The organism is Pseudactinotalea sp. HY160 (assembly GCF_009372055.1).
Lineage (GTDB): Bacteria > Actinomycetota > Actinomycetes > Actinomycetales > Beutenbergiaceae > HY158.
The window spans coordinates 64,489-81,548 of sequence record NZ_WHMT01000001.1 but is presented as its reverse complement, the minus strand read 5'-3'; the positions used below and the strand labels follow the sequence as shown (position 1 = coordinate 81,548).

Annotated in this window: 16 protein-coding genes; 7 read left to right on the top strand and 9 right to left on the bottom strand. The window is 71.0% G+C overall.

Going from position 1 to position 17,060, the window contains the following annotated elements:
* Nucleotides 1-54 precede the first annotated feature (54 nt).
* From GCG21_RS00340 to GCG21_RS00330, 3 genes are all read left to right on the top strand, one after another.
* The gene (locus GCG21_RS00340) at nt 55-1,362 is read left to right on the top strand and encodes a hypothetical protein (RefSeq protein WP_152817267.1); all 1,308 of its coding nucleotides are present in this window, start codon (nt 55-57) and stop codon (nt 1,360-1,362) included.
* Nucleotides 1,363-1,910: 548 nt separating this feature from the next.
* The gene (locus tag GCG21_RS00335; protein WP_152817265.1) at nt 1,911-2,201 is read left to right on the top strand and encodes a WXG100 family type VII secretion target; all 291 of its coding nucleotides are present in this window, start codon (nt 1,911-1,913) and stop codon (nt 2,199-2,201) included.
* Nucleotides 2,202-2,349: 148 nt separating this feature from the next.
* The gene (locus GCG21_RS00330) at nt 2,350-3,285 is read left to right on the top strand and encodes a DUF4031 domain-containing protein (protein WP_152817263.1); all 936 of its coding nucleotides are present in this window, start codon (nt 2,350-2,352) and stop codon (nt 3,283-3,285) included.
* A gap of 177 nt (nt 3,286-3,462) precedes the next feature.
* On the opposite strand, the gene groL is transcribed toward GCG21_RS00330, so the two are convergent.
* Complete coding sequence (groL, locus tag GCG21_RS00325; RefSeq protein WP_152817261.1) at nt 3,463-5,088, bottom strand: chaperonin GroEL; 1,626 nt, start codon at nt 5,086-5,088, stop codon at nt 3,463-3,465.
* 324 nt (nt 5,089-5,412) lie between these two features.
* On the opposite strand from groL, the gene GCG21_RS00320 reads away from it, so the two are divergent.
* Together GCG21_RS00320 and GCG21_RS00315 are read left to right on the top strand one after the other, a co-directional pair.
* On the top strand, nt 5,413-5,922 hold the full coding sequence (locus tag GCG21_RS00320; RefSeq protein WP_152817259.1) for a hypothetical protein: 510 nt from the start codon (nt 5,413-5,415) through the stop codon (nt 5,920-5,922).
* Complete coding sequence (locus tag GCG21_RS00315; RefSeq protein ID WP_227992835.1) at nt 5,919-6,791, top strand: hypothetical protein; 873 nt, start codon at nt 5,919-5,921, stop codon at nt 6,789-6,791. Before GCG21_RS00320 ends, GCG21_RS00315 begins: the two co-directional genes overlap by 4 nt.
* A 77-nt stretch (nt 6,792-6,868) precedes the next feature.
* On the opposite strand, the gene GCG21_RS00310 is transcribed toward GCG21_RS00315, so the two are convergent.
* From GCG21_RS00310 to GCG21_RS00280, 7 genes are all read right to left on the bottom strand, one after another.
* On the bottom strand, nt 6,869-7,957 hold the full coding sequence (locus GCG21_RS00310) for a hypothetical protein (RefSeq protein ID WP_152817255.1): 1,089 nt from the start codon (nt 7,955-7,957) through the stop codon (nt 6,869-6,871).
* Nucleotides 7,954-8,568 (bottom strand): ATP-binding cassette domain-containing protein, encoded by a 615-nt coding sequence (locus tag GCG21_RS00305; protein ID WP_194164858.1) that lies wholly within the window; start codon nt 8,566-8,568, stop codon nt 7,954-7,956. Before GCG21_RS00305 ends, GCG21_RS00310 begins: the two co-directional genes overlap by 4 nt.
* A complete protein-coding gene (locus GCG21_RS00300) occupies nt 8,565-9,650 on the bottom strand; it encodes a hypothetical protein (RefSeq protein WP_152817250.1) in 1,086 nt (361 codons plus the stop codon). Before GCG21_RS00300 ends, GCG21_RS00305 begins: the two co-directional genes overlap by 4 nt.
* A 152-nt stretch (nt 9,651-9,802) precedes the next feature.
* A complete protein-coding gene (locus GCG21_RS00295; RefSeq protein ID WP_152817248.1) occupies nt 9,803-10,411 on the bottom strand; it encodes a hypothetical protein in 609 nt (202 codons plus the stop codon).
* Between the two features lie 584 nt (nt 10,412-10,995).
* Nucleotides 10,996-12,486: an NAD(P)/FAD-dependent oxidoreductase gene (locus tag GCG21_RS00290; protein WP_152817247.1), complete on the bottom strand. Its 1,491-nt coding sequence runs from the start codon at nt 12,484-12,486 to the stop codon at nt 10,996-10,998.
* 29 nt (nt 12,487-12,515) lie between these two features.
* Nucleotides 12,516-13,136, bottom strand: coding sequence for a LytR C-terminal domain-containing protein (locus GCG21_RS00285; protein WP_152817245.1), 621 nt, complete (start codon nt 13,134-13,136; stop codon nt 12,516-12,518).
* 16 nt (nt 13,137-13,152) lie between these two features.
* Complete coding sequence (locus GCG21_RS00280; RefSeq protein WP_152817243.1) at nt 13,153-13,428, bottom strand: DUF3263 domain-containing protein; 276 nt, start codon at nt 13,426-13,428, stop codon at nt 13,153-13,155.
* A 133-nt stretch (nt 13,429-13,561) separates the two neighbouring features.
* On the opposite strand from GCG21_RS00280, the gene GCG21_RS00275 reads away from it, so the two are divergent.
* The gene (locus GCG21_RS00275) at nt 13,562-14,236 is read left to right on the top strand and encodes a uracil-DNA glycosylase (RefSeq protein ID WP_152817241.1); all 675 of its coding nucleotides are present in this window, start codon (nt 13,562-13,564) and stop codon (nt 14,234-14,236) included.
* Nucleotides 14,237-14,296: 60 nt separating this feature from the next.
* Here the strand turns inward: GCG21_RS00275 and GCG21_RS00270 are convergent, their stop codons facing one another.
* Nucleotides 14,297-16,333, bottom strand: a complete 2,037-nt coding sequence (locus tag GCG21_RS00270; RefSeq protein WP_152817239.1) for a trypsin-like serine protease — start codon at nt 16,331-16,333, stop codon at nt 14,297-14,299.
* A 272-nt stretch (nt 16,334-16,605) separates the two neighbouring features.
* Between GCG21_RS00270 and GCG21_RS00265 the strand changes: the two genes are divergently transcribed.
* A complete protein-coding gene (locus GCG21_RS00265; protein WP_152817238.1) occupies nt 16,606-17,028 on the top strand; it encodes an META domain-containing protein in 423 nt (140 codons plus the stop codon).
* Nucleotides 17,029-17,060 lie beyond the last annotated feature (32 nt).

Here is a 17,060-nt window from a genome sequence, read left to right as displayed (position 1 = left end):
GCCGGCTCGACCGCCGACTTCCACCAATGTCTGCCAGCAGGGAATGTGAACGGTATGGGCGCGATGAACGCGTCGGCGTGGTTGTTACCAGCGTGGAGGCGCAGTCTCGCGGTCATCGGGGCGAGCGCCGAGGACGAACGGATCGAGGCCGCCGGCCGCCGGCTCATCGAGCGCTGGAGCGATCCGGATCGCAAGCATCACAATCTGCGCCGGCTCGTGTCCGTGCTCGCGCGCGTGGACGAACTGGCCGCCGAGACCCACGGCCCCGACCTCGTGCGGGTCGCGGCCTGGTACCACGGCGCGGTCTTCCGGATGGACGACAGCCACGTCTACAGCAGGCGCGGGGGAATCGACGAGATCGCCTCCTCGCAGCTGGCCCGCTCGGAGCTGACCGGGCTCGGCGTGCCCGAGGAGAGCATCGCGCGGGTGGTCGAACTCATCCATGCCCTCGCGCGGCACCACGTTCCCGACGGCGACCTCGATGCGATGGCGCTGTGCGATGCGAATCTCGGCGGCCTCGCGGTCGAGCCGCAGAAGTACGCGACCTACCGCCGGGAGGTACGCGAGGAGTACTCCGAGGTGCCGGATCTGGACTATTTCCGCGCCCGGATCGCGATCATCGAGAAGCTGCTCGGCCGGGCGAAGCTGTTCACGTCGCCGCTGGGTCAGGCGTGGGAGGAGCGGGCACGGGAGAACCTCACGGCCGAGCGTGCCCGCGTGTCGGCCCAACTCGCGAAGCTCTCCGGCGCACCGGCGCCCACGGCGGAGCCACCGGCCCGGGAGATGGGTGCCCACCCGGAGCGCTCCTTCTTCGCCGGGGCCGGCCCCGGGGCCGGCCGGAGCGACCCGGACCGGCCCGCGGGTACGTTCGCCCCGCTGCCCAGCGGCTCGATCCCGCGGATTCCCGGATCACAGGGCTCGCAGGGAGCACAGGGCTCAACCGATTCACCCGGCTCGCAGGGCCCCTCGGGATCGCAGGGTTCGCCGGTCCCCTCGAGATCGCAGGGCTCACCGGTCCCCTCGGGATCACAGGGTTCGCCGGGATCGCAGGGCCCCTCGGGCTCACCGGGCTCGCCGGGCTCACCGGCGACGCCCCGCGATCGCGCAGACACCCGCTCGGCCGGCTCCGTCTCCTCGCCCGCGAGCCCCACCGAGGAGCTCCGGCCCCTGGTCAAGGACTATCCCAAGGGCCGCCCGCTCGGCCCGAAGCTGCGCCGGATCGACGCCCTGCCGCGGTCCGCCGAGGCGCGCGGGCCGTCCGGATCCGCGGACGCGGCCGCCCCTCCCGAGCGGGGCGGGGCGCCCTCGACCGCGGACTCCCCCGACGAGGGCAGCACGATGACCCGGCCCCCGCGGGACTGACCCCCACCCGCGCCCCGGCCCCATGGTTCTCCGGCGACCAGGGCCCAACCGTCACTCACGCCGGCGACCAGGGCCTGCCCGCCACTCACCCTGGCGACCAGGGCCTGCCCATCACTCTCCCCGGCGACCAGGGCCTGCCCGCCACTCTCCCCGGCGACCAGGGCCTGCCCGCCACTCTCCCCGGCGACCAGGGCCTGCCCGCCACTCTCCCCGGCGACCAGGGCCTGCCCGCCACTCTTCCCGGCGACCAGGGCCTGCCCGCCACTCTTCCCGGCGACCAGGGCCTGCCCGCCACTCTCCCCCGCGACCAGGGCCGAACCTCCGGAATATCGGGAGATTTCAACGCTCCGACCCTGCTCGACCTCGGCGATGCGCGCCGGAGGCTCGCTCGGTCGTCCCGGATGCGTCGCGGGGGCCCGTCCAGTCGCCGCGATGAGGGCCCGTCCACACGTGGCCTCCGGGCTGCGGGACCGTCCACAGCCGAGAGGCCCTGGTCACCACGCGGGTGCTCGTCCCTCGTATCGTTCCCGGCAACCGAAGGAGGAATGATGGCCCGTTTCGAAGTAGACAGCGCCGAGGTCGCCCGGGGTGCCCTGGCTGCCCGGCATCACGGCGGCACGATCCGAGCGGAGGTCGCCACGATGATGCAATTGCTGCTCAGTCTCGAGGCGAGTTGGCAGGGATCCGCGTCACTCGCCTTCCGGGAGGCGATCCAGCAGTGGCGCCTCACGCAACAGCAGGTCGAATCGTCCCTCGACGCGCTCTCGGCGTCGCTCGACGTCTCGGCGCGGCAGTACGACGACGCCGAATCGGCGAACACGCGGATGTTCCTGCACTAACGCCTGTGCCCGCCTCGCCTGTGCCCACCCGTGCCCACCCGTGCCGACCCGTGCCCACCCGTGCCGACCCGTGCCGACCCGTGCCGACCCGTGCGGATCGTCCATCGCGGCGGAGGCGCCGGGCAGAACGCGCCGTACTGTGAGGCCCATGGCGATCCTCATCGACCCACCCATGTGGCCGGCGCACGGCACGTCGTTCTCGCACCTGGTCTCGGATTCCTCGCTGACCGAGCTGCACGAGTTCGCGCGGCGGGCCGGGGTGCCGGGACGGGCGTTCGACGAGGATCACTACGACGTTCCCTCGGCCCGCTACCGTGAGCTCATCGAGCTCGGCGCACGGGCGGTCGACGGGCGCGAGCTGATCCGCGCGCTGCGTGCCAGCGGGCTGCGCGTGCCGGCTCATGCCCGGGCCGGCGGCGCGCTCCCGGCGCTCGAACGACGCTGGCTCGACCTGTGGCCGGACCGGCCCGACCTCGGCGAGCACCTGCTCGGCCGCTGGAACGAGGAACACCGGCACTACCACGGCCCGGCGCACCTGCTCGCGGTGCTGCGCCGGCTCGACGATCTCACCCGGCGCGGCACCCCGGGACTGCAGGCGGCCGGAGAGCGCGCCCCTGCGCCGAGCCGGCGGGTGCGCCTGGCCGCCTGGTTCCACGATGCCGTGTACGACGGCGTCCCCGGCCAGGACGAGGCCCGCTCGGCAGAGCTGGCCCGGCAAATGCTCGCCGAGAATGTGCCGGCCGGACGGCTCGCCCGGCAGGTCGCCGACCTCGTGCTGTGCACGACGGACCACCGGATCCCCGCCGGCCTCGAGGCGGAGCTGCGGGGCGACGCCGCCCTACTGATCGACGCGGACCTCGGGGTGCTCGCCGAGCCCGCCGCCGGCTATGCGCGCTATGTCGCCGCCGTCCGGGCCGACTACGCCCACGTCGGGGAACAGGCGTGGCGAGCCGGCCGCGCGGCCGTGCTCGATCACCTCCTCGGAGCCGATCCGCTGTTTCGGACCGATTGGGCGCGAGAGCACTGGACGCAGCGCGCCACGGAGAACCTGCGCCGCGAACGCGCCACCTTCGGCGCCGACTGACCACGGGGCGGCGCCGAGCGGCCGGGCCGCGCCGGCCGTTGCCCTGCCGGTGCCCCAGACGCCCCCGACGCCCCCGACGACACCTTGACCCCGAAGACACCTCGGCCCCGAAGACACCTCGGCCCCGGAACCGACCAGGTCGGTTCCGGGGCCGAGGACGGCGCTGCTGCGGCTGGACTAGAAGCCCATGCCACCCATGTCGGGCTCGCCACCGCCGGCGGCCGGGGCTGGCTCCGGCTTGTCGGCCACGATGGCCTCGGTGGTGAGGAACATGGCCGCGATCGAGGCCGCGTTCTGCAGAGCGGAACGGGTCACCTTGACCGGGTCGTTCACGCCGGCGGCGAGGAGGTCCTCGTACACACCGGTCGCGGCGTTGAGGCCGTGGTTGGGCTCGAGGTGACGCACCTTCTCCACGACGACGCCGCCCTCGAGGCCGGCGTTCACCGCGATCTGCTTGAGCGGCGCGTCGACGGCGACGCGAACGATGTTCGCGCCGGTCGCCTCGTCACCGTCGAGCTCGAGCACCTCGAAGGCCTCCTTGGACGCCTGGATGAGCGCCACGCCACCACCGGCGACGATGCCCTCCTCCACGGCGGCCTTCGCGTTGCGCACGGCATCCTCGATGCGGTGCTTGCGCTCCTTGAGCTCGACCTCGGTCGCGGCACCGGCCTTGATGACGGCCACGCCGCCGGCCAGCTTCGCGAGGCGCTCCTGGAGCTTCTCGCGGTCGTAGTCCGAGTCCGAGTTGTCGATCTCGGCGCGGATCTGCGAGACCCGGCCGGCGATCTGCTCGGCGTCGCCGGCACCCTCGACGATCGTGGTCTCGTCCTTGGTCACGACGACCTTGCGGGCCGTGCCCAGCAGCGACAGGTCGGCGTTCTCCAGCTTGAGACCGACGGTCTCGGAGATGACCTGGCCGCCGGTGAGGATCGCGATGTCCTGCAGCATGGCCTTGCGGCGGTCGCCGAAGCCCGGGGCCTTGACGGCGACGGACTTGAACAGGCCGCGGATCTTGTTCACGACGAGGGTGGCCAGGGCTTCGCCCTCGACGTCCTCGGCGATGATGAACAGCGACTTGCCCGACTGCATGACCTTCTCGAGCAGCGGGAGCATGTCCTTGACGTTCGAGATCTTGCCCTCGACGAGGAGCACGTAGGCGTCCTCGAGCACGGCTTCCTGGCGCTCGGCGTCGGTGACGAAGTAGGCGGACAGGTAGCCCTTGTCGAAGCGCATACCCTCCGTCAGTTCGAGCTCGAGGCCCAGGGCGTTCGACTCCTCGACGGTGACGACGCCCTCCTTGCCGACCTTGTCGAGGGCTTCGGCGATGAGCTGACCGATCTGGTCGTCGCCGGCGGAGATCGCGGCGGTGGCGGCGATCTGCTCCTTGGTCTCGACCTCCTTGGCCTGCGCGAAGAGCTTCTCGGTCACGGCCTCGACGGCCTTCTCGATACCGCGCTTGAGCGCGACCGGGTTCGCACCGGCGGCCACGTTGCGCAGGCCTTCACGCACGAGCGCCTGGGCGAGCACGGTGGCGGTGGTGGTGCCGTCGCCCGCGACGTCGTCCGTCTTCTTGGCGACCTCCTTGACGAGCTCGGCACCGATCTTCTCGAACGGCTCTTCGAGTTCGATCTCCTTGGCGATGGACACACCATCGTTGGTGATCGTGGGGGCGCCCCACTTCTTCTCGAGAACCACGTTGCGGCCCTTGGGGCCGAGGGTGACCTTCACGGTGTCGGCGAGGACGTTCAGTCCACGCTCCATACCGCGGCGGGCCTCCTCATCGAAGGCAATGATCTTGGCCATGTCGGGTTTTGATCCTCCGGTACTGGCATTGAACGGCCGGCAGAACGCCCGCGACGGACGACGGTCCCTCACCGCGGTCACGTCCCGCGCCTCGGATCCGCCTCGCCCTACTGGCCAGATGTGCGACTGTCACTCTCATGGCGAGAGTGCTAACCCCATTATTGGCACTCAAGGCCCGAGAGTGCAAGGCGACACCGGCCGGGCTGTGATCCGGCTCATGCGCGGCCCCGCGTCCTGGGCCCCGGGCCCACCCGCCGGCCGCCGACTCGCCGATGCCGCGCCCCCACGCCGTAACTTCGGGGGCCCGTGAGAGCATTACGAGATATGAGTACGCCGCCGACGACCGAGTCGCAGGACTCCGGCAACGACGCCCCTCCGCCCGACCGTGCCTCCCGGCCGCTGCGACCCTTCTCGAAGGCGTGGCGGCTCACGGCGACGTTCGCCGCCCTCGCGGTGCTCGCCGCCGGGCAGATCGTGGACACGAACGACTGGTTCCCACTCGGCTCGCTGTCGCAGTACGCCACGCCGCGCGATCTCGACGGCACCGTCCGCTCGGTCACCCTGCGCGCCGACTTCCCCGACGCCGAGGATCGCCACGTCGCTCTGAGTGAGCACGTGGTCGGGACCGGGCGGGCCGAGGTCGAGGGCCAGTTGCAGCGCTTCATCGACGATCCGGAGCTGCTCGGCGTCTTCGCCCGCTCCTACGCGCAGCTCAACCCGGGCAGGCCACTGCCCGAGGCGCTCTACCTCAAGCGTTCGACCCAGCAGCTGCGGGACGGCGAGGCCGACGGCGAACCCACCGTGGAGATCCTCGTGGAATGGCACGCCGGATGAGCGCCCTCGCCCGGGCCGGCTCGGCCGTGAGCGGCTGGTGGTTCAAGCCGATGCCGCTCGCACGTGTGGCCGTGCTGCGCACCCTCGTCTACCTCTTCCTCATCTTCGACATGCTCTACGTCGCGACGGACGTCGTGCCGCACGGCTACGTTCCGGAGCTGTACCAGCCCACGCTCGTGGCCCGGATCCTGCAGCTGCCGACGCTCGGCGTCACGGGCGGTCAGGTGCTCTTCTGGGTCGTGACACTCGCCTCGGTCTGCGCGGCGATCGGCGCCTTCCAGCGCACCGCCGGCTGGGTCGCCGGCCTGGGGTTCTGGCTCTGGATGCTCAACTCCCAGGGCTTCTCCTACGTGAGCCACGATCACATGGCGCTCATGGTCGCGGTGCTCGTGCTGCCCACGGTCGGGGTGGCCCGCTTCGGCGACACCGGCTCGAGCGAGCGCGCCGGTTGGGTGCTGCGCGTCGTGCAGGTGTTCACGATCCTCACCTACTTCGGCTCGGCGATCAGCAAGTGGACCCGCTCGGGCACGCCGTGGGTGTGGGCGAACGGGGCGGTGTTCGTCTGGGCGATCATGCGCCGCGGATCGGACCTCATCCGCTGGACCCTCGACTTCCCGTGGCTGCTCATCGTGGGGCAGTGGGCGCTGCTCCTGCTCGAGTTCTGTTCCCCGGTCGTGCTGTTCCTGCGGGGCAAGTGGCTCTACGCGCTCGTGGCCACGTTCGTGCTGTTCCACCTGGCCACGTACCTCGCGCTGGGGATCCACTTCCTGCCCACGGTCGTGTGCTGGGCGGCGTTCCTGCCGCTCGAGCGGATCCCGGCCTGGCTGCGTCGGCGCATCGGGCGCCGCAGCGAGGTCGCCCCGGCTTAGAGGACGTCTCGCCCGGCCCTCGAATTCTTCCGGCACACCGCGCCCCGGAGAGGGTGGGCCGATCGCCGATCGTATCCTCAGGCGCCGCGGATCGCGGCCAGGGTGCGAGCGGTGAGCAGCCAGGCCAATGGCGGGCCGAGGGCCAACATGATGAGCGACTGCGCCAGCACAGGTATCAATACGGGGGTGAGCAGAGTGCCCCCGTCCACCAGGATGAAGGCCGCCAGCCCCACCGCGGTGCCTGCCTGCCATGGCAGCAACACTACGAACAGGACCGTGACGGCGTGCATGAGGAGAGCCTGGGCGCGGGTGAGCCGGTGCAACCGATAGAGGGCGATCTCAGAACGCCTCGACCACGCGAGCACCAGGAAGATCGCGAGCACGGGCACTGTGGCAAGCCAACCGAGGTGTGCCCAGGAGGAGCCGAGCTCTTGCTGCGGGGTTCGGCCAGAGCCGGTGTCCTCGACTGGGAACGTGATGGCCCGTGCCGGTGCGGGCCACCAATCCGTGAGCAATGCCTGCACTTGTGCCATGGCCCCGCGTTCGGGGGACACCAGGCAGCCGGCGGCCACCCCGGTAGCAGGCATCACCTCGAACAGACGGCGTGCCTGCCCGTCGGCACGCGCCGACGGCTGAGCCACGGCGCTGACCGGGAGCACCCGAGGAAGGCCAGTGGCCTCGCGTACGGCGATATCACCGCCACGGACGAGCCCGAAGCGCTCGGCCACGAGGGGCCCGGCGACTAGGCCTGGTTCCCCGTGAAACTCCAGGTCCGGGAACACGACGTGCAGGTATCCAGGCGTCACTCGTTCGATCGAATACCGACTCGCCGGTTCGGTGACGATCGTGATGTTTCGACCATCCAGCACCGCCCCGGCCGAGGCGACTCCGGTCACCGCGTTCAACTGCTCGCACCGAGCCACATCCCAACGCCCTTCGTTGAACACCACCTCCACCACGTCCCGGCCGTTCCAGTAGGCGACATCCTCACGTGCGGCGATGCCGGCCAGAGTGAGAGTGGCGACGAAGACCATGACCGCTGCGCTCAGCAAGGCGGTCAAAGCCATGATGCCGCTCTGGACTCGTGCCGCGCACAGGTCCCACACGGCCTCGCGGACGACCTGGCGAGTGCGCCACCGTGCGCCGCGGGCGCCGTCACGGCTCACGTCACTCGTCCATCCCTGAGCCGGATCTGTTCATCGCAGGAGCGGGCCACCTCGTCATCGTGTGTAGCCACTACAGCCGCACACGAGGCGGCCACGGCCCCATGGATAGCCCGCAGCACCAGCTCTCTGGAGTCGGCGTCGAGCGAGGCCGTCGGTTCATCCACCAGCAAGAGATTCGCCCCGGCGAGCAGGCCACGCGCGACCGCCACCCGCTGCCGTTCACCGCCGGAGAGTCGGTGCCCACGCGTGCGAGCCAGGTCGGACAGGCCGAGCCGCTGCATTGCCTCCCTCGCCTTGGACCGCGCCACCCCCTCCGCCGCGCCCAAGGACAAGGCGCCGACCATGATGTTCTCCAACGCCGAGCGCCGGTTCAACATCGGTGCATTTTGAACGATCCAGACCGTCTCCACCCCGGGCGCTCTCTCGATCGAGCCACCATCAGGAGCCAAGAGACCGGCGATGATCGATAGCAGCGTCGACTTGCCTGCCCCGGAAGGCCCCAGCAAGGCGACCGAGTGGGCCGGCCGGATCTCCAGATCGAGCCCGGTCAGCACCTGACGGCTACCGAAGGACTTGGTCACCTGCCTCAGCCGCACCAGCGCACTGCTCAACAGGACCCCCTCACTGCGGCAGGCGGCGCCAGCACCACCCGATCTCCAACGCTCAGATCTCCCGTCACCAGTGCCTGGCCATTGGCTCCCGAAGCGACAGTAACCGAGACCGTCACCCGCTCGTCACCTTCGACCCGCAACACGCATGTGTCGGCCCCTGCGCCGACCCAGACCGCCGCCGAGGGCAGCATGAGTGCCTCGTCATCTCTGTATACCAAAACAGCGGGCACCGACGCCGCGCCCGAGGGGACCCGCTCCAGCACATCCGGATTCTCGAGTCGCCGACCGTCCTCGCCGACCACGACCGGCTCGTCCCGCACGCGCAGTTCGGCCCCCACAGGCACCGTGACCACCGCATCGGCCGGGATCTGTTCAAAGGCGGTCTGCGCCACATTCTCCTCGCCCGCCTGACGCTCAGGCACGCTGCCCGGCTCCACGATCAGGGTGTCCTTGATTGCAGCGGCACCGAGCACGACCGCCTCACCAGCAGCGGGCGCCGGCGCAGCGGCCAGCGCCTCCACCGACCCGACAGTGAACTCCTCCGGCAGATAGACCAACCACGTCCAGTCGAAGGCCGACGGCCGCTTCGCACCGATGTCGGCGGCCAGCGCCCGGACACGCTCCATCGTCCCGGCAGTGAACACCTCTCCCTCAGCACCCGGGTACCCGGACTCGGCCAGCCATTCATGCAGCATCCGGACATCCGCGCCACGATCGCCGATCGACAGCGGACGGGTGAACGGACGCGGAGTCAATGCCGCCCGCCGCTCGATTCCATCGATCGTGATCACAGGCGACCCATCCTCGATCCGGTCGCCGGGCTCGACGTGTACCTGCTCCACCGTCCCGGACCAGCCGGGAGCGATCAGGCGCACCTGCCTGCCCCAGTCGATCGCGATCTCGACCGCGCCGGCGGACTCAACGCTCGCCGTCACCGGCGCCAACACCTCCGGTGTCTGTACAAGCACCACCCGTTGTTGATGTGCCTGCACCACCGCGATCAACACGACCGGGGCCAGCAGCCACACCACCAAGGCAGCCAGAAAGACGGTCCGACCGACTCGAGAATCCGACTTCTCCATCGACTGGTCAACCTCCCGCCGTCAGGCCGTCAATATCCCCTGACCATACCGGCCGATGGCACCACATGGATGGGCCGTCAACTGTCCGGCTGGGCCCGCACGGCCGGGTGCCGGTAGCTTCGAACTGTTGTCGCACACGGACTTGCCCCGACTCACGGAACCGAGAGCGACTCCTCTGGATAGAGCTCGAGCCAGACGGGAACCAGGCAGTCCGTGACCCCGTCCTGGGAGCCTTCGCCTCCAACTGCGACCAGATCATCGAAATTCCGCTCATCGCCCGTGAACTCCCACCCGGACTGTTGCAGGCACTCTCGTGCACCATCGAGCAGCGCCTCATCCATCGATGCCGGCTCACTGTACCGATACCCCAACTCCAGGTACACGAGTTCCTGGACTCTGCAACCCAGCGTCAATTCAGCCAATTCTTCATCGTCGTAGACCCACGAAGTCTCAGTAAACGTGTAAATGAGATTATTGACCGGATTGAGAACAGGATCACTGTGCTCAATTCCATGAAGAGCCGTGCACTGAAGGTAGCGGTCGAGAGCATCTTCGTACTCGGTTGTCGTGACGACACCATCGCTCATCGCCGCCAACTGCGCTTCACCCGCACCGCTCGCTTCGGCCTCAGCGAGGAGCGCATCGAAGCGCTCCTCGGCCACTTGGCCCCCCTGAACGGAGGAGCAGCCGAGGAGCAGCCCGAGCGCGGCGATGGCCAGGCCGACACACGTGCATCGCTTCACGTCGTCGTGGTATTGCACGTGGGGCAGCCCTTGTGGTAGCCCGACGTCGTTGTATCGGTCATGATACGAGAGACGTAGCTTGAGTCGCCCGTGCTCCACTGGATACTTGTCGGCAGCCCAAGACCAGAGCGGTGACGCAGACCGGCCATGAGTGGCCCCGCACACGATCCACTCACGCGGCGCGTCGTCGCCTGAGACACTCCGCCGACCCGTCCACTGTGGACCTCGTTGACGCCACAACTTCGCGTAGCATTCCAGGTACCGAAGGCCGCTGCGCTCGGAGCATTCAGAGTAACGCCCAGCGTCAGCATCAGGAGGACGGCTGCCAGGACCGCAAGCAGCCGCTGAGGACGGGTGGCTCCGGTCCTGTCACCGAGGGTGTCATACATGGCGATACTTCCTCTCATCGTTGATAGGTAGCAGATCTACTGCCCATGCCGCTTCAGGCTAGCCTCGATGTCGCCGACTCGTGGGGGGGGTATTGGTCGAGCCATGGCGCCACGGTCGGTGACCACGGCTCGACGGCAGACGTGGGCACCGAGGCTATCGTTCGAAAGTCGCCCCGAACGGAACATCGACCTCTATCCGTGGCGTGGAGCCTCTCAGCTGCCCGGCGCCAGGCTCGGCATCCGCCGGATCCCGAACCGCTGCGACAGCGCCCGTCGGGCCGCGTGCCAGCCGTTCATGCCGTGCACGCCCGGCGCCGGCGGGGTCGAGGAGGAGCACAGGTAGACACCGGGGATCGCCCCGGAATAGGGGTTGAGCCACGGTGTGGGCCGGGCGACCATCGCGGCGATGTCGATCGCCCCGGCGGCGATGTCCCCGCCGATGTAGTTCGCGTTGTGCTCGTGCATCCGGGCGGCGGGGATGCACCGGGAGGCCACCACGACGTCGCGGAACCCCGGCGCGAACTGCTCGAGTCGGCGGGTGATGTCCTCGGTCATGTCGCGGGTCGATCCCGCGGGCACGTGGGCGTAGGTCCACAGCGGCGCGAGGCCGCCGACCCGCCGGGAGGCGACCACCTGGGCGGGCTCGGAGGCGAGCACCATCGGCGCGGAGGCGTGCCGGCCGGCGTTGATCTCGGCCTCGGCCAGGGCCATCTGCGCGCGCGTGCCCCCGACGTGCACCGTGCCGGTCCGGCCGATCTCCGCCACGGCCCACGGCACCGGCTCCGAGAGCACGAAGTCGACCTTCGCGGCCGCCGCTCCGTACTTGAACCGGCCCAGCGCCCGGGCCGCGCGGGCCGGCATCCGATCGCCCCAGATGTCCACGAGGGCCCGCGGGGTCGTGTCGAACAGGTAGGCCCGTGCGCGCGGCAGCTGCGACCAGTGCGTGATCGGCGTGTCGGCCTGCACGGTTCCGCCGTGGGCGCGCAGATCGCGCACGAGCGCGTCGATGATCGCCTGCGACCCGCCCACGGGCAGTCCCCAGCCGACGGTGTGGGCGAGGGTGGCGAGCATGATGGCCGTGCCGGCGGAGGCGAGCGAGGGCATCCGGGCGATGGCGTGCGCCCCGACCCCGGTCAGGAGCGCCGCGCTCGTCTCGCCCGGGAGCGCCCGGTCCCAGGCGCGGGTCCCCTGGCCGAGCACGGCGCGGCCGAAGGCGACCGATCCGGCGATCCCGCTCGGGGTGAGCAGCGAGGCGGGCACGGAGCGCTTGTCGGAGAGGGACAGCTCGATCACCGCCTCCGCGTGCCGCACGAGCGGTTCGAGCAGGCGGCGCCAGTCGGCCCCCTCGCCCCGGGGCAGCTCGGCGACCGTGCGCTCGAGGTCGTGCCACGCCAGACCCGCCCGGGCGCCGTCCAGAGGCTGGGCGTAGGAGAGCTCGGGCACGACGATCTCGACGCCGCGGGCGGGCACGTCGAACTCGGCGAGGAACGGGCTCGCGAGGGCGAGCGGGTGCACGGCCGAGCAGACGTCGTGCTCGAGGCCGACGCCGGTCAGGCCGAGGTCGAGGGTGCGCGCGCCGCCGCCGATGCTCGGCTGCGCCTCGACCACCTGCACGCCCAGGCCGGCGCGCGCCATCGTCACGGCCGCCGCCAACCCGTTCGGTCCGGAGCCGACCACGACCACGTCCACGCTCGCCCTCGCCATGGCATCAACCATAGGGGGCGGCGACGCGCTCAGGCGGCCGGCGCGGAGAAGCCGGCGCGGAGCACGATGACGATGCCCTCGGAGGCCGCCGTGGCGCTCTCGGAGAGGTTGTCGATGCCGAGCTGCTCGCCGATCGCGCGCGCCTCGGGCTCGAGTTCGGCCGAGTGGTAATACAGCGTCGTCTCGGCCGGGGCGGAGTTCGTGTAGTTACCGGCGGTCGCGGCGGTCCAGCCGAGGCCGGTCAGGGCGTCGGTCGTGCGCCCGGCCAGTCCCTGCACCCCCGCCCCGTTGAGCACGAGCACGGCCACGCCGTGGTTGAGCTCCGGGGTCGTCGGCTCCTCGGTCGGCTCCTCGGACGGCTCCTCGCCGCCCTCGGTCGCGGTGGGCTGCTCGCTCGGCGCGGGGCTCTCACCGCTCGGGTCGGCGGACGGCGCGGCGGTCGTCGTGGGCGAGGCCGCGGGGGCGTCGTCCGCACTCATGAAGTACTTGACGGCGCCGAACGTGAGCAGCGGCACGAGCACGATCACGAGGAGGTAGGGCAGCCAGACCCGCCAGCGGGGGGTGGGCTCACGGTGCACGCCGTGGGGCACGCGCTCCTGCCCGAGGACGTCGAATTCGTCCTTCGGATACGGGTAATCCTGCTTGCTCACCTGTGCAGGGTACCGGTTACCGGGTGGAAGCGAGACGCCGCGCCGAGCGTTCCTCCCGGCGGCCGGCGCGCATGCGGCGCAGGCGCTTGACGAGCATGGGCTCGGCCGCGAGGGCGTCGGGTGAGTCGATCAGGGCGTTGAGCACCTGGTAGTAGCGCGTGGCCGACATGTCGAAGCGCTCGCGGATGGCGGTCTCCTTGGCACCGGCGTATTTCCACCACTGCCGCTCGAAGTCGAGGATCTGCGCGTCGCGCTCCGAGAGCCCCGCGGCGGCATCCGCCTGCTCGCTCATCCGCTTCCTCCCTGTGGTCCGGTCGCGCCCATCCTACGGGCGAACCACACGCGTGTCATTCGGGCGCCGGGCCGCCCCGGTCCGCAGGTCCTCGAGAGTTCGGTGCCGGGCGGGAATCGGTGAGAATGAGGGGATGCGCACACCTCTGGAGCAGGCGATCGATCCCGGGTGGGCCCGCGCGCTCGCGCCCGTGGAGCCCGTTCTCCGCGAGCTCGGCGACTTCCTGCAGGCCGAGGACGCCGCCGGCCCGGGCTTCCTGCCGGCCGCGGAGCAGGTGCTGGCCGCGTTCACCCGCCCGCCCGCGCAGGTGCGGGTGCTGCTCGTGGGGCAGGACCCCTACCCCACGCCGGGGCACGCGATGGGGCTGAGCTTCTCGGTCCAGCCGCACGTGCGCCCGCTCCCGCGCTCGCTGGCGAACGTCTTCACCGAGCTGGTCGACGATCTCGGGGTGCCGCGGCCGACCACGGGCGACCTGCGGCCATGGGCCGATCGCGGGGTGCTGCTGCTCAACCGCTCGCTCACGGTCTCCCCCGGCCGGCCCGCCTCGCACCGGGGCCGGGGCTGGGAACAGGTCACCGGCGCCGCGATCGACGCGCTCGTGGCCCGCGGCGGCCCGCTCGTGGCCGTGCTCTGGGGCCGGGACGCCCGTGCCCTGCGCCCGCGGCTCGGATCGGTGCCGGTGGTGGAGTCGGCCCACCCCTCCCCGCTGTCGGCCACGCGCGGGTTCTTCGGCTCGCGCCCGTTCTCGCGGGTCAACGGCCTATTGACGACGCTCGGTGCCGATCCGATCGACTGGCGCCTGCCGTAGTGCGGACGGGCGAGGGGCGGGCCCCGGTCGCCCGGAGCCCGCCCCTCACTGCTGATCGGATCAGGCGCGCTGCCTGCGGATCACGCCGGCGACGCCGAGCATGACCAGGGCCGCCGCCGCGCCCAGGAACGGCAGGGTCGCCGTCGAGGCGCCCGTGTCGGGGAGGCGGTCCGGGCCGTCCGTCGGGCCGTCCGTCGGGCCTGCGGTCGGGTCGTCCGTCGGGTCGACCGTCGGGTCCTCGTCGATGACGGACATCACGGAGAACATGATCGACGTCTCGTCGGAGTCGGTGCCGTCGATGGTCTGCACCGCGGCGAGCGTGTAGTCGCCGGGGGCGAAGTCACGGTCCACCGCGATGCTCCATGCGCCGCCGGTGACCACGGCCGTCCCGGCCTGCTCGCCGTCGACGAGGAGGGTGACCGTGGCGCCGTCGATGCCCGTGCCCTCGACGTCGAGCACGTCGGTCAGCTCGGTCTCGGCGAAGAAGCCGCCGTCGGCCGGAACCGTGATCTCCGGAGCCGCGGGCGCGACCGTGACCGCGGCGGTCACCGTGGCGGACTGCTGCTCCTCGAACACCTGGTAGGCGCCCACCTCGTGGGGGCCGTAGCCGAGGTCGGTCTCGACGCTCCAGGCTCCGCCCGCGACCTCGGCGATGAGCTCCTCGCCGTCGATGGTCACGTGCACGGTCGCGCCGTCGTAGCCGGTGCCGCTCACGGAGGAGATCGCCTCGGTCACGCGGTCGCCGTCGGCGGGCGCGGTGATCGCCGGTGCCGGGAGGGTGACGTTGACGTCGTGCTCCACGGTCTCGGAGGCGTTGTAGCCGTTCTCGGCCTGCAGGCTGAAGGCGTAGTCGCCGAGCTCCTGCGGGGCGTCGAACGACCAGGTGCCGTCGCTGTCGACGTCGACCGTGAACTCGTCGCCGCCGACGGGCTGGACCACGAGGGTCGTGCCGGCGGGCGCGGTGCCGGTGATCGCTTCACCGGCGTCGATGTCGCCGCCCGCATCGGGGGCGGTGACCGCGGGCGCGTCGATGTGGAGCTGGATCGTGTAGCCGTCCGTGTGGGCGAGGGCGTCCTGCAGGTCGGCCGCCCAGAGCTGATTGCCCGTCGGGCTGCCGCCGGAGACGATGCCGATGGCGGTCTCCCCCTGGTAGACCGGGCCGCCCGAGTCGCCTTGGTCGACGGCGATGTCCTCGACCATGAAGCCGCGGACGAATCGCCCGTCGATCTTGGCGGCCCCGTCGACCATGCCGACGTTGGCGGCGGAGCTGCTCGAGTGGCCGGTCGTGCGGCCGCTGCGCTCGATGGCGGCGCCGTTCTGGTCCACCGCACCGACGCCGGTGATCACCGTGGTCGAGGCCGCGAGGTCATCCGTGGTGGTCCAGTCGGTGATCTCGGGGGAGAGAGTCAGGTCGGCGTTGATCTCGTCGATCACCGCGATGTCCGTGCCCGGGTCGATCTCCGAGCCGGCAGTGTTGCCGGGGCCGCCGAACTGGGAGAAGCCATAGATCCCGAGGGCGGGCCCGGGCGCGAAGCCATCCTTGTCGCCGCTGCCGGCCTGATCCTCGGACGGCACGGACATGCCGACCCCGGTCAGCGCTCCGTCATCGGCGCAGTGACCCGCCGTGACGATCGCGGGCTGCCCGCTCGAGTCCCAGGCGGGAAATCCGACGGAGCAGACCGAGACCTGGGTGGCCGAGGCGATCGAGTAGATCCCGGCGCCGCCGACGACCGTGTCCCCGGTCGAGGCGAGGGCGGAGAAGCCGCCCTCGACCTGGACGATGGTCGCCTGGTCCTCGTATGCGGCGATGCGCGCCTCGTCGATGCCGGCGTCGATTCCCTCGCCGTCGACGGCGATGACGAGGCCGCCGTCGGCGTCGACGCCGACCGCTGCGACGTTGCTCGAGTCGGCGGACTGGGCGGAGGGTCGCGGGTCGGCGCCCGTGTCGAGCAGCTCGGCCGCGACGGCCTGCCAATCGCTCGGCAGCTGCACGTCGCTGTCGGCGGCGGCGGGCAGGGCGACCATGCCGGCGCCGAACGCCAGGGCCAGGCTGCCGCCGATCGCGGCGCCCGTGAGGGTCGGTCGGGTTCGTCTCATGTAGTTCTTTCCCCTTGATGTTCTTGCATGTGCATGACTCTTCTTGCGTGTGCGTGCCAGATCTCGGCAAACGTCTAGAAAGCTACCAGCGATGGCCCGCGGGGGATCGTCGGGAGGCCGACGAACGGGTCACACCCCATGGGTAGTTCGCCCCATGGCCGCTCCGGCCGCCGCGCGCGGTGTCCGGCCGTGCACGATCGGGTGGGTGGGAACAGGCGGGCGGGGTCGCTCGGGTGGGACCGCGCGAGCGGCCGGATGTTAGCCTCCGACGCATGCTGTTCCTGCGACGCGCCGCCATCGTGACCACCGCCGCGCTCACCCTCGGGGGCGTCGTGTTCGCCCTCTGGCTCGGGCCCCTCTCCAGCGGCGGCTCCGGCGCCGAGGGCGACGGCGCCACCCCGGCTCCGGGGGTCGACGTCGCCGGCCGCTGGGGCGGCGACGGCGATCGGGCGCCGCACCTGATCTTCGGCGCGCACGGGGAGGTGTCCGGCAACGACGGGTGCAACGGACTGTCGGGGAGCTACACGGCGACCGGCGACGGCGAGGTCGACTTCCACGACGTCCTCGGCACGCTCAAGGCCTGCCCCGGGGTCGACACCTGGTTGCACCGACTCGCCTCGGCCGTGGTCGACGGCGACGAACTCGCCGTGTTCGACGCCGCGGGAGAGGAGATCGGGCGCCTGCCGCGAGCGTGACGCCGTCGAGCCCTGGCAGGACCGTGCGAGCC